Raw genomic sequence first — 12,550 nt, 5'->3', positions numbered from 1 at the left:
AAGGGTTCACGATTGGGGGTTTCGCTTGCGAGCGGCCTATTCCTTTGCACCTGGCTGGCGCCGGGACGGCCGCTGGGCCCCTGAGAAGGAGAGCCCTCTTTGGTCGCCGTAACCGATAGAGATGGTGGCGCAACGGGCAATCGCCTGAGCGCTGTCCGCGGACGACCCGGCCTCGGGGCCGGGCCGCTGTACTGAGGGAGGGCTGCGCAATGTCTGCATCCGGTTACTATCGTTTCCCCGCGATTTACGGCGACCGTATCGTGTTCGTATCCGAGGACGATCTGTGGGAGGTGCCCGCGGCGGGCGGCGTCGCGCGTCGCTTGACCGCGAATTTGGGTGCCGTCGCCAACCCGCATTTCTCGCCGGACGGCAAAACCATTGCCTTCACAGGGCGCGAAGAGGGCAACCCCGAGGTGTACGTGATGCCAGCCGAGGGCGGGCCCGTGCGCCGGGTCACCTACCTCGGCTGCAATAGCACGGTACTCGGGTGGACGCCGTGTGGCTCATATATCCTGTTCAGCACCGACTACGGACAACCACGGGACCGCATCGGCTACGTGCACGCGATCCGGCCGGAAGGTGGTATGCACGAGCCGTGGCCCGTCGGACCCGCCGTCAGCATCTGGGTGCACTGTGGAAGGGCTACCGTGCTGGGACGTAACAACAACGACCCTGCCAGGTGGAAGCGCTATCGTGGCGGCACCGCGGGCGATCTGTGGATCGACCGGGAGGGCAACGGGGTGTTCGAGCGTCTGATCCAGCTGAAGGGCAACCTCGCGAGACCGATGTGGATCGGCGAGCGGGTGTACTTCATCTCCGATCACGAGGGCATCGCGAACCTATACTCCTGCACGCCGAAAGGCGAGGACCTGAAGCGGCACACCCACCACTCCGACTACTTCGTGCGATTCCCTAACAGCGACGGAAAGCGAATCGTGTACCACTCTGGCGCGGACCTGTATGTGTACGACATCGAGTCCGACAGGTACGAAAAGGTGAACGTCGAGTACACGGGCTCGCGTGCGCAACGTCAACGGAAGTTCGTGGATGCCGCCAAGTATCTCGAAACCTACGACCTGCATCCCGAAGGGCACTCACTAGCCATCAACGCCCGTGGCAAGAGCTTCGTGATGGGCAATTGGGAGGGCGCGGTCGTGTCGCAAGGGCACCCCGATGCTCCTGCCAGGTATCGGCTGACGAGATGGCTGAACGACGGTAAGCGCGTGCTGACAGTCACGGACGAGGGGGGCGATTACGCACTCGATATCCATGACACGAAGAACGGCGAGTGCAAACGGATCGAAGGGTTGGACATCGGACGGCCAGCGGAAGTGCGCATCTCGCCCACCGCAGACCATGCACTGCTCGCGAATCATCGCAACGAGTTAGTGTTCGTGGATCTGGAAGCTGGCACGTGTGCGCGAGTGGACGCCAGCCAGGCACGTCCCATCCAGGGGTTTTGCTGGTCGCCGGACGGACGCTGGGCCGCCTACGGACTCCCGCTCGATAACTACGTGACGGCCATCAAGCTGTGGAACCGCGAGACGGGCGACACGCACTTTGCCACCGAGCCCGTGCTGCACGACGTCGAACCTGCGTTCGATCCGGAGGGCAAGTACCTCTATTTCCTCGGCATGCGAGTGCTGAACCCGGTTTATGACAACCTTCACTTCGATCTCGGCTTCCCCAAAGGGATGAAGCCGTATGTAATCACCCTGAAGGCGGATGCCCGCTCGCCGTTCTTACCAGAACCGCGCCCGCTCGAGCCGGCCAAGCCGGAGACGTCGCCCGCAGAAGAGGGCGAGAAGAAGGAAGAAGGCCCGAAGCCCGTGGAGATCGATCTGGACGGCATCACCAATCGCGTGCTGGCGTTCCCGGTTGCAGAGGGCATCTACCAGCGCATCGCCGGCATCCCCGGCAAGGTGCTATTCACCTCCGTACAGCCGATGGGCGCTCTGGACATCCCCTGGCCGGAGACCGAGCCTTCCGCGCGCGCAACGCTGGAGATGTTCGACTTCGATACGCAGAAGGTGGAGCCCCTGGTGCAAGGCATGAGTGGTTTCACCCTCTCTCGCGACTCGAAGACGATGGCATACCAGGCGGGGGCTCGGCTACGCGTCGTGAAGGCGGGTGCCAAACCAGACGAGAGGATGGAGAAGGAGGAGCCGGGACGACTGTCCGGATGGGTGAACCTGACACGTATCAAGTTGTCAGTGGTTCCTCCGGTCGAGTGGAAGCAGATGGCGCGAGAGGCGTGGCGGCTGCAGCGCGAGCACTTCTGGACCGAGGATATGTCGCAGATCGAGTGGGACGCGGTGTGGGACCGTTACTCACCGCTCATAGATCGTGTTAGCACTCGTGGAGAGTTCTCCGATTTGGTGTGGGAGATGCAAGGCGAGCTGGGCACCTCGCATGCCTATGAGTTCGGGGGCGACTACCGACCCGAACCCACCTATCCGCAGGGCTTCCTGGGTGCGGACATCGCCTTCGACGGGACCCACTATCGCTTCACTTCCATCCTGCCCGGCGCGCCGGGAGAGGATCAGTGCTCGTCACCCCTTCTGGCACCAGGAGTGAACGTAAGTGTCGGTGATGCACTGTTAGCTGTGAACGGTCGGCCGCTGTCCAAAGACTTCTCGCCCTACCAAGCGCTAGTCCACCAAGCAGAGTCGGAGGTAGTTCTGACAATCGAAGGTACGGACGGAGCCAGGCGCGATGTCACCGTCAAGGCGCTCAAAGGCGAGTTCAAACTGCGTTATCGAGAGTGGGTGGAAGCCAACCGGCGCTACGTGCACGAGAAGACCGGGGGCCGCGTCGGCTACGTACACATACCCGACATGGGACCCCAAGGCTATGCCGAGTTCCACCGCCTCTTCCTAGCCGAGGTGGCACGCGAGGCCATGATCGTGGATGTGCGCTACAACCGAGGCGGGCACGTATCATGCCTGCTGCTGGAAAAGCTGGCGCGCAAGCGGATCGGCTACGACGTGTCGCGCTGGGGCCAGCCCGAGCCCTATCCGCCCTTCTCGGTCGCGGGCCCGATGGTGGCGCTGACCAATCAGTGGGCCGGGTCCGACGGTGACATCGTGAGCCACGCGTGGAAGTTGATGGGCCTCGGGCCGCTGATCGGCAAACGCACGTGGGGTGGGGTGATAGGAATCTGGCCTCGCAACATGCTGGCCGACGGTACCATCACCTCGCAGCCGGAATACTCGTTCTGGTTCTTCGACGTGGGGTGGGGTGTGGAGAACTACGGCACCGACCCGGACGTGGACATAGACATCACGCCGCAAGACTACGTGGCGGGCCGCGATCCCCAGATGGAGAAGGCCATCGAGATGGTGCAGGAGCTGTTGGCGAAGGAGCCGCCGCCCAAGCCGGACTTCAGCAAGCGCCCGAATCTGGCGCTGCCGAAACTAATCCAACCCTAAAGGGCCCGCGGCCTGCAACGGACAGTCTCCTGTGGTCACGGCCACGTCCGGCGGCAAATCAAAAGTCCTGGGTTCCCGCGCAGGCGGGAACCCAGGAGACCGGTTGCCGCTTCGTGAATGTGGCGACGAAGCAAGGCTGGGCCGTGCTATGGTCGTTATGGCCAAAGGTTTTGACTCGGTCGTTTGCCGAGTGCTAGACTCGATCCCCCGAACCCAGTTCCGTTCGTCCGGAGGTATATGGATAGCTCGCCGACTTGGAAGGTCCTACTGAAGTGGTGCTCGTGGGCGCTCCTGTGCGGAGTGTCACTCGGCGCGGGCATGACGCTGGGTGGCAGCCCGCTGCTCACCGCTGCTATAATGAATCTCGCTGGCGGCACCTCACCGGAGCGCGTGTTCGCGAAGGACACTATCACCATCCTCGCGCTGGGTGTAGATGCGAACTATGGCAAGAGAGGCTTCGTCACGTTCGACCACACGCGCAGCGACACGATGATGGTCGCACGGCTGGACCTGCGCCAGAAACGCGCCTTTCTCATCTCCATCCCGAGGGACACCTATGTGGAGATCCCTGGGCGACGGGGCCGCTCCAAGATCAACGCCGCTAACGCTTACGGCGGGCCCGCGTTGGCTAAAGCTACCGTCGAGAACATGCTGGGGGTCGAGATCGACTACGTGGTGACGCTGAACTACCAAGGCTTCAAGCGACTGGTGGACGAAGTCGGCGGCGTGTGGGTGGATGTCGAGAAGAACATGAAGTACACGGACCGCGCGGGGGGATTGTACATCAACCTGAAGAAAGGCCCTCAGGTGCTGAACGGCGAGCAGGCGATGGGCTACGTGCGCTTCCGGCATACCGACAGCGACTTCATGCGTGGGAAGCGACAACAGAACTTTCTTCTCGCACTACAGCGCCGAATCGCCGAACAGCCGCCCGTCGCGATTCCGCGCATCGCCGAGACCGTGCGCCGAAGCGTCACCGGACTAGACGCGAACCAGCTCGCCTCGCTGATGTTATGGGGGCGCAGCTTGAACCCCTCGACCGACGTGAAGAGTGTCATCCTGCCGACGCGCTTCATCAGTTCTGACGACTTCGCACCCGACTACGAAGCCATCTCTAGAATGCTGGACGCCGTGGACTGGCCGCGGCGGGGCGAGACCGCTTCGACCGGCTTCACGCCGCCAGGTTCGTGATACAGGCGACCATGCCGGCCGAGCCCGGCGAAGAGCGAAGCAAGGGCCTACACCTCACTCCGACCGACAAACGAGTGGCTTTCGTTGCCATGTTGGTCCTTCTCGGCCTGCTCTACTGGCTCTTCCTTTACTTCCGAGACAACGCGCGCTACGTCGGTTGTCAGAGCAACATGCACCGAATCTACACCGCGCTCCAGCTCTACATGCTCGATTCGGGCGATCGCCTGCCTCCCGCTTACGTTCGCGGTGAAAACGGCGAAGTCGCCCTGGACAGCAAGGGACGACCGCGTACGTGGGTGACATCGCTGGTGGGCCGCGTGGGAGACCCGAAGGTGTTTCGGTGCCCAGCTGCCGGCCCAGAGGAGCACACGGTACTGACCAACCCCGAGCCCGTCGCTGACGCAGGCGACATTCTGCTGACCTACGGCATGTTCGTGGGGGTCGCGGGCGCCGACCGGAACCGGATCGAGCGGGCCGCGGCTACGGCACTGATCGCCGACTCGGTGGCCGGTGGGCGCGCCAGCAGCTTCGACCCGCTGCCCATGGCTGGCGGCAACGACGGGTTTCTTCTCGGCTTCGACAACTCGAACGAGCGAGCCGATGGCGAGACCAGGCGAATCACGCGGCTGGGCGTGCGCCGCACCGACGCCGGCAAGCCCTGGGCGCCAGGCAACACGCATCCTCGCCACCCGCACCGTGGGATCGTTATGCTCTTCGTGGACGGCCACGTGGAGGCGCTGGACCCCGACCTGATGTTCCTGAACGTAGCCTATGAGGAACGCCCGAACCTCTGGTCAGTGCCTGGCGCGGAGTGACGACGCTCTAGACGAGATCAGATGCGGTAGATCTTTACGCAGACTTCCTTGTGCAACCCCTGCCCGCTGATGGGGTCGTAGGCAATCGTGTTCAGATCTCCGAACGAAGTCCCACGGCCCATCGCCCTACTGCCGGACCTCCAGTGTCCGAAGCCGTGCTGCGCGCCGACGACCTCGGGATGGATCCGCTTCGTGACCTTGGCGACCGCGCGAGTTTTGCCGAACTTCGACTCCACCCAAATTTCATCACCGTCCCGAATCCCGTGTCGCGCCGCCGTATCAGGGTGAATCACCAGGGAGTTACTGGGCTTGATGTCCAGCAACCAGGCGTTGTTCTGAGTTCGCGTGTGTGTATGGCTCGCCTCTTTCCAATTGATAAGGTAGAGCGGGTACTCGGAGTCCGGCTGCCAGTTGCGTGGCAGATACACGGGGAGCGGGTCCAGGGGCTTGCCTGTGGCATCCTTGCGGTCGGCCATCGCGGGGTTAGCGAACTCGACTTTTCCGCTGGGAGTGGCGAATCCTCTGAGGGGCCGCCCACCGATCACCGTGCCGATGCGCTTCCCGTGTTGATCCTTGGGCTTGTCGAAGATAGCAGTTCCATCGTTCTGTCTACCTCCCTCGAAAACGGCACTGCGGACTTCCTCGGGCGACAGCGCCTCGGCATATTTCTCGTATCGCGTACCACTTCTGTCCACCCACACTGCACCTGGTAGGCGTTTCAGCTCCTCTAGGGTAATACCTGGGGCGCCGCGTGTAAGCTCGTTACTGAGGTAGTCCTCATACCACTCCGTCAGGTCCTCGATTGGTGCGCCTCGGAGCGGTCCGATGAAAAAGAACTCTTTGCCGCCATGGTCTCTCAGACCTAGCCGGCGCCCTAGGGCAGCCACGAACTCGTACTCTGCCATCTGGCCGTAGATACCGCCCTGGTAGGGATAGGGCTCGGCAAGCCTCTTCGCAGCTTTCACGACGGGCTGTCTGAGACCGAGAGCAGGCCATGACACCCAGTGTGAATTGAGGTCGTAGCGCTCGAGATACACGGTACCGGGAATAGCGTAGTCTGCGAGCCAAGCGGTCTCGCTCATCATGGTGTCCACTACTACCAGTGTCTCGAGCTTCTTGAGCGCCTCCTCGACCTTCGAACTGCCAGGGCCGCTCATAACGAGATTCTGGAATATGCAAATTCCCATCTTCGGCGTGTACGGCCCCTGCCCGGTAAGGAGTCGTTCGAAACATCGGCCATAAACACCGGATTTGTGTCCGAACGGAAAGTCTTCCAATCCATCGAAGCGAGGCTGCTCCAGGGAGCGTTCCGCGATCTCGTCCGGCTCTACCTCGACGTGCTTCTCCCCGCGCTTATCCGGGATCAACAAGGTTCCGGGCCGATCGTAGCCGCCGATCAGGGCCCCCAGCATGGCGATTGCCCTGCCCGACTGTACCCCGTTCGAATGATGTCCAGGGCCGCTCCATGCATCCACCACCGCCGGCTTTATCGTGGCCAGTTGATGCGCAATGCGCTCGATCGTAGCAGCCGGCACGGATGTGATCTTCTCCGCCCACTGCGGTGTCTTGTCGCGAACGAAATCCCGGTATTCTGGGAAGCCCACTGTCCAGTTAGTGACGAATCCCTCATCATACAGGTGGTCACGCACGATTACGTGCCCCAACGCGAGAGCCAGCGCGCCGTCGGTACCAGGGCGAATCGGTACCCACTCTTGCGCCTTTGCCGCAGTATCGGAGAGGTACGGATCTACCACTACCATCCGCGCACCTCTCTCGATCGCACGTGTGATGATCCTGGGGAGATATACCCACTTGATGGCACTCGTAGGGTTCCATCCGAAGAGCAAGATGAACTTCGATTGGATGAAGTCTGCAAGTGGTCTGTCGTGCCCGACGACCATCTTAAAACTGGCCTTCCGTGCCACATCGCATAGGTTCGAGTGCATCGAGTAGTTGGGCGACCCGAAGAGTTTGCAGAAATCGTCCTGAATGTGTGTGAAGCTGTGGTCCTCGCTCCACCAAAGCAGTTTGTGTGCCTCTCCGGCGTCGCGGAGAGCACCTAACTTGTCCGCGATCTCGTGGACGGCCTGCGTCCAACTTATCTCCTGCCACCGAGGGTCCTCGTCGCGTCCCTTCTTTGGATTGGTACGCTTGAGTGGAGTACGGAGACGGTCGGGATCGTACAGAGCCATGATGCCGGCGTTGCCCTTTGGACAAATGGCTCCGCCCTCGGCGCAACCGAATTCTTCCGTGTAGCCATCGAAGAAGTCCGAAGAGATGTTCGTGTAGTTGTTCGGGTTCCAGTGATTCGGTTCGATCTTCTCTAGCACGCCGTTAACGACGTGACACAGGATGCCGGATTGCCCGCCGCACATGTTGCAGCAAGACGGAATCCACTCGCCGGCCTCGCGACCCCACTCCCGAAGTCCTTCCTCGTCGTAAGGGAGGTCGCGCGGTCGCGATCCGAACGATGCACAACCCGCCAGCGAGCCCGCGGCTGCGCCCGCAACGAGCGTCTTGACGAACCTCCGTCTCCCGATCTTCTCATCAAAGACGTACATACTTGCCCTCCAAGTCGTCACTCGAGCGTGGCAAGAGCAGTTCCCCTAGGCCGAAGAGCAGCAGTCCGAGCCCCCCGATGCCGATGGTCACCAGGAACTCCTGCAGGCTCGGGAAGTAGTGCGGTGTCGTGCGTAGTGAGGCGACCGCTTGCGAGAGCCCCTTGATCTCTTCGACTGCGAGGCCCGGGATCACGATATTCAGGCGCATTCCGAAGAGGCCCGCTGCAATCAGCAGCGCGGCCAGCGATACCCATGCAGGATTGCGTTTGGTAGGTAGCACCAACAATAAAATGGGGGCGAGCGTGCCGACTCCTACCTGCCAAGCCCAGAACACCCACCAGTAAGGGCCACTGATGACGAGCTGAAGCCCCGCCACGTGCCCAGGTATTCCCCCGCGAAATGCCACGAGGAACTCGGAAACCTGGAAGATCACGTCCAACAGTAACAGCCCTAGTACGAGCTGTCCCAACGCAACCACGGTCTGACTGTTGCGCCGCCAGCCATCCTGGAACACCGCTGCCACCATCGTCAGCAGCGCACCCCCGCTTACCAGCGCCGACAGTACGAACAGAATGGGAAAGAGACCACTGTGCCAGTGTGGACGTGCGGCCACTACCCCGAACAATGCTCCAACCCCGCCGTGGAACATGATTGCCAAAGGCACGCCGATCGTCGCCAACACTCGAACGACACGGCGGTCGCGGGTCTCGCTTTCAGGAGTAGTTGCCTTGCAAAAGAACGTCAGCAGATGGTAGAACTTTGCTCGTAGCCCCTTGCCGCCCGACAGTCTCACCATGTCTCGCCGAACCACGAACCATATCTCGGCTGCCAGGAGCAACATATACGCCCCGTAGAGCCAGATCATCCAAGCCATCGGAGACTTGAAGTTGGGGTAGGCCATCACATGCCATGCACGGCCCATGTGTCCGAGGTCCAACACGATGGAGAGCAATGCCAACACCAGCGTGACCAGTGCAGTGAACAGCGCAAGGCGACCAGTCTGCTCGAACTGCTTGACTCCGAAAACATACACTAACGAGGAGATGAGGAACGATCCTGCCGAGAGACCGATGAAGTAGATGTACGCCGCCACCCACAGTCCCCACGTAACGATACTGCCATAGTGCGCGTGTAGGTGTCCGTAGACAAATCGGTCGAAAAAGCCAATCAGGCCCACCAGGAATAGCACTATACCCGCGGCCCAAAAGAGACGCTTCATCGCCTTGGACGGGTCGTACGATCCTGCTAATGCTTGTACCATGCTTGCGAAGCCTCGCTATCAGATAAGGTAGTAGACACTCGGCTCCGTACCGAGCTCCTCCTTGAGGCGGATGGCCGTTCTCTCGCGCAGGAGCCTGTACACTTCGTCTGAAGGGTCGGACAGGTCACCAAAGTGGATTGCATGCCCCGTACATGTTTTCGCACAAGCGGGCCAGCGGCCTGAGGCTTTGTCGTACCTCCCATGCTCGTCCTGTAGGTGCAGGCAGAACGTGCACTTCCTTACGTTGCCGACCGGGGACTGGCCCTGGCGTCGTTTTCGATACTGCCGATACTCGGGCGAGGGAACACTCCGATACGGAGTGTCTTGCTCCACTGCCGGGTAGTTCTCGTCGAAATCGAACCAGCGTGCGGAGTAAGGGCACGCCGTCATGCAGTAACGACATCCGATGCAGCGATCGTAATCCACCACGACGATACCGTCCTGCTCGCGCTTGAATGTGGCGGAGACTGGGCACACGTCGGTACAAGGCGGGTGTTCGCAGTGGAAACAGGGCTTGGTCATGAACAGCGGCTTGTCGTCGATGCTCGGCCCCACAACCTGATCCACGACCACCGCGTAGTAGACCCCCGGAGGAGTCTTATTCTCCGCTTTGCACGCGATCACGCATGCCCGGCATCCGACACACCTACGAGTGTCTATTACCATGCCATACCTGCGCTTCTTTGGGGTGGGCTGCGAAGTCTGCTGTGCGTCGGCCCCCCGAATCAGGGTCGCGCCGACAAGCGCTCCGCCCAGCCACTTGGTCAGCAGCCCCAGGATGGCTCGTCGCTCATGGTCCTCCACCGTCGAGTCACGCGCAAGCTCTGCTTCGATCTCGGCCATTTCGGGCATGCCCGCACCTCCGGACTTTACTTTCGTCGTATCGTACTAAACTCCTCCATGCAACCGTCGGGGCACTCGCAGCAGCACGGATCTGGGCTCTATCAGCCCGCCGGGCCCCGCACTCGCGTAGATCGCTCGGCTGCGAGCGGCGGGCTCTCGAGGCGGGGGTCGGACATCGCGTTGCCGAGACAGACGGACCGTGTCGCAAGTCCACATGGGGCTCCGTGGTGAAAGGCCTATCCCATGCGCAGACAATGCAGGTAGGATTCCTGTTTGTTGGCCGGAGCGCTTGTCCGGCTTTGCTTTGCTTCGTGGCTCGACCCAGCCGGAGGCTGATCCGCTAGATAGCAAAAGGAGATGCGAAATGGCTTTCGGCTTCAGGATTGGCGCGGGCGCCCTCGGGCTCGGCCTCCTTACTTCCGCGTTTGCGGCTCCCGTCATCAACGAGATCCGCACTGACCAGCCCGGCACGGACAACGACGAATACTTCGAGCTGTTCGGCACACCCGGCTACTCGCTGAACGATCTCACGTACCTCGTGATCGGCGACGGCACCGGCGGCAGCGGCGTGATCGAGGTCGTGGTTGACCTTGCAGGCCACTCGATCGCGGCAGACGGTTTCTTCCTGGTGACCGAATCGACGTTCACTCTGGGAACGCCCGACCTCGTGCTCCCCGGCAGCAACCCGCTGAACTTCGAGAACACGGACAACGTTACGCACATGTTGGTTTCCGGGTTCACCGGCTCGCTGAACCAGGACCTGGACCTGGACGACAACGGCACTCTGGACATCCTGCCGTGGACGTCGATCCTCGATTGGGTTTCGATTGTCATAGACCCGACTGGGACGACAAGCGAGAAGTACTACTCGCCAATCGTAGTGGGCCCTGACGGCTCTTTTGCACCTGGCCACGTGTACCGTTATCCGAACGGAACTGGTGGCTGGCTGATCGGACAGTTCAATCCGGTTGGCGGCCAGGACACACCCGGCTTCGCGAACGTTCCCGAGCCTGGTAGCATCGCTGCGCTCGCGATCGGCCTCGTCGGTCTGCTTGCTGCGCGACGACGGAAGTAACCGGACACCTTCGGGCACCAAGCGCCGGTACTGCTCGCAAATCTCGGGCGGCTGGGTCACCCCACCGCCCTTCGACTGTCTTCAGACTGCAGCAACATGGAAGCACGGCGACTGTGGCGGCTCCGGGCAACGGGTACAATCCGCGCCGATGAGCGGGGTGGCGCTGCGGGTCCGCGGGCTCGGGAAGCGGTTCGAGCGTCGCTGGGTGTTCCGGGCGCTCGACCTGGACCTCGAGGTAAGCGACAGCCTGGTGGTCGCGGGCCGGAATGGCGCGGGCAAGAGCACCCTGCTAAAGATCCTCGCCGGAGTCATCCCAGCTACCGAGGGTGAAGTGGCCGTCGAAGGCTGCCAGGGGGAACAGCGCAACCTTATCGGCCTCTGTTCGCCCGAGCAGTCCCTCTATGAAGCTCTCACCGGCACCGAGAACCTTCGCTTCTTCGCACGCCTGCGCGGGCTGAAGGCGTTCGACCCGCATGAGTGCCTCCGGCGTATCGGTTTACAGGGGCGGGGTGATGAACGGGTATCCGCATACTCCACGGGGATGAAGCAACGTTTGCGTCTGGCACTCGCAACTATGCACGAGCCCCCTGTGCTGCTGCTCGACGAGCCGGGCGCAGGCTTAGACGAGGAAGGGCGGTCTATCGTAGACGGCATCTTCGAGCATGCCCGGAGTCGCGGCATCGTGATTGTGGCAACGAACGACCGATCGGAATACCGATACGGGGAGCGGCGACTTGAACTTGGTTGCTGAAGCCCTTGCCGTGGCCGGAAAGGACGTCGCCGTCGAGTGGCGCACGCGGCACGGAGTGTATGCCGCAGTGCTGTTTGCCGTGCTTACGGTGGTCACGCTCGGCCTTGCGATCGCCAACACGGGGCTGAGCTCCGAAGGACAGGCAGGGGTCTTCTGGGTGGCGCTCATCTTCTCGGCGGTCACCGCCCTCGCACGGGGCCTCGTCGTCGAGGAGGAGATGGGAACAGCGGACCTGCTGCGCCTTGCTGCGCGGCCTCAGGCTGTGCTGGCGGGTAAGATGCTCTTTCACTGCCTCTTGCTGGGCGTGACCGAAGCCGTTCTGGTGCCTTTGGGCGTGCTGATGCTCCAGATGCACGTGGAGGACTGGCCGCTACTGCTCTCGGGGCTCGCAGTCGGTAGTGTCGGGCTGGCGATCTGCGTGACAATCAGCGGGGCGTTGGTGGCGAGAGCGGACAGCAGGGGGTCGCTGGTAGCCGTGCTGTCGCTACCGGTTCTCATCCCGTTGATCGGAATGGCAGTGATGACCACCAAGGCATCGTTGGGAGCAGCGGACGCGGCGATGGGCTGGCGTGCGATCATGGGAATGGCTGGATGGGGGTTGGCTATCGGGGCGGCGGGGTTC

Annotated in this window: 9 protein-coding genes; 6 read left to right on the top strand and 3 right to left on the bottom strand. The window is 61.9% G+C overall.

Annotated features, from left to right (window positions below; translation table 11 throughout):
* Positions 1–209 precede the first annotated feature (209 nt).
* From HRF45_06130 to HRF45_06120, 3 genes are all read left to right on the top strand, one after another.
* Positions 210–3,431, top strand: a complete 3,222-nt coding sequence (locus HRF45_06130; GenBank protein MEP0766106.1) for a PDZ domain-containing protein — start codon at positions 210–212, stop codon at positions 3,429–3,431.
* A gap of 237 nt (positions 3,432–3,668) precedes the next feature.
* Complete coding sequence (locus HRF45_06125) at positions 3,669–4,622, top strand: LCP family protein (protein ID MEP0766105.1); 954 nt, start codon at positions 3,669–3,671, stop codon at positions 4,620–4,622.
* An 11-nt stretch (positions 4,623–4,633) separates the two neighbouring features.
* Positions 4,634–5,437 carry a hypothetical protein gene (locus HRF45_06120; GenBank protein MEP0766104.1) on the top strand — a complete coding sequence of 268 codons (804 nt, stop codon included), beginning with the start codon at positions 4,634–4,636 and terminating at the stop codon, positions 5,435–5,437.
* Positions 5,438–5,454: 17 nt separating this feature from the next.
* On the opposite strand, the gene HRF45_06115 is transcribed toward HRF45_06120, so the two are convergent.
* The 3 genes from HRF45_06115 to HRF45_06105 are packed head-to-tail and all read right to left on the bottom strand — an operon-like array spanning position 5,455 to position 10,111.
* Positions 5,455–7,998 (bottom strand): molybdopterin-dependent oxidoreductase, encoded by a 2,544-nt coding sequence (locus HRF45_06115; GenBank protein MEP0766103.1) that lies wholly within the window; start codon positions 7,996–7,998, stop codon positions 5,455–5,457.
* Entirely contained in the window at positions 7,985–9,259 is a 1,275-nt protein-coding gene (gene nrfD / locus HRF45_06110) for a polysulfide reductase NrfD (GenBank protein MEP0766102.1), read from the bottom strand. The genes HRF45_06115 and nrfD overlap by 14 nt, the downstream gene beginning before the upstream one ends.
* Before the next feature lie 18 nt (positions 9,260–9,277).
* Positions 9,278–10,111 carry a 4Fe-4S dicluster domain-containing protein gene (locus HRF45_06105; GenBank protein MEP0766101.1) on the bottom strand — a complete coding sequence of 278 codons (834 nt, stop codon included), beginning with the start codon at positions 10,109–10,111 and terminating at the stop codon, positions 9,278–9,280.
* Positions 10,112–10,466: 355 nt separating this feature from the next.
* Here HRF45_06105 and HRF45_06100 point away from each other — a divergent pair, with 355 nt between their 5' ends.
* The 3 genes from HRF45_06100 to HRF45_06090 all read left to right on the top strand — a co-directional run.
* Positions 10,467–11,177, top strand: a complete 711-nt coding sequence (locus HRF45_06100; GenBank protein MEP0766100.1) for a PEP-CTERM sorting domain-containing protein — start codon at positions 10,467–10,469, stop codon at positions 11,175–11,177.
* A gap of 148 nt (positions 11,178–11,325) precedes the next feature.
* Complete coding sequence (locus tag HRF45_06095) at positions 11,326–11,928, top strand: ABC transporter ATP-binding protein (GenBank protein ID MEP0766099.1); 603 nt, start codon at positions 11,326–11,328, stop codon at positions 11,926–11,928.
* Positions 11,912–12,550 (top strand): heme exporter protein CcmB (locus HRF45_06090; GenBank protein ID MEP0766098.1); only part of this gene is annotated, 639 nt, incomplete at its 3' end. The genes HRF45_06095 and HRF45_06090, both read left to right, overlap by 17 nt.

Source organism: Fimbriimonadia bacterium, from assembly GCA_039961735.1.
GTDB lineage: Bacteria > Armatimonadota > Fimbriimonadia > Fimbriimonadales > JABRVX01 > JABRVX01.
The sequence above is the reverse complement of the archived record's forward strand: the minus strand, read 5'-3'. Positions and strand labels throughout refer to the sequence as shown.

Bases quoted from the DNA above. Each gene is read 5' to 3' on its own strand.
- HRF45_06130 (MEP0766106.1), top strand. From the start codon at position 210: ATGTCTGCATCCGGTTACTATCGTTTCCCCGCGATTTACGGCGACCGT.
- HRF45_06125 (MEP0766105.1), top strand. From the start codon at position 3,669: ATGGATAGCTCGCCGACTTGGAAGGTCCTACTGAAGTGGTGCTCGTGG.
- HRF45_06120 (MEP0766104.1), top strand. From the start codon at position 4,634: ATGCCGGCCGAGCCCGGCGAAGAGCGAAGCAAGGGCCTACACCTCACT.
- HRF45_06115 (MEP0766103.1), bottom strand. From the start codon at position 7,998: ATGTACGTCTTTGATGAGAAGATCGGGAGACGGAGGTTCGTCAAGACG.
- nrfD (MEP0766102.1), bottom strand. From the start codon at position 9,259: ATGGTACAAGCATTAGCAGGATCGTACGACCCGTCCAAGGCGATGAAG.
- HRF45_06105 (MEP0766101.1), bottom strand. From the start codon at position 10,111: ATGCCCGAAATGGCCGAGATCGAAGCAGAGCTTGCGCGTGACTCGACG.
- HRF45_06100 (MEP0766100.1), top strand. From the start codon at position 10,467: ATGGCTTTCGGCTTCAGGATTGGCGCGGGCGCCCTCGGGCTCGGCCTC.
- HRF45_06095 (MEP0766099.1), top strand. From the start codon at position 11,326: ATGAGCGGGGTGGCGCTGCGGGTCCGCGGGCTCGGGAAGCGGTTCGAG.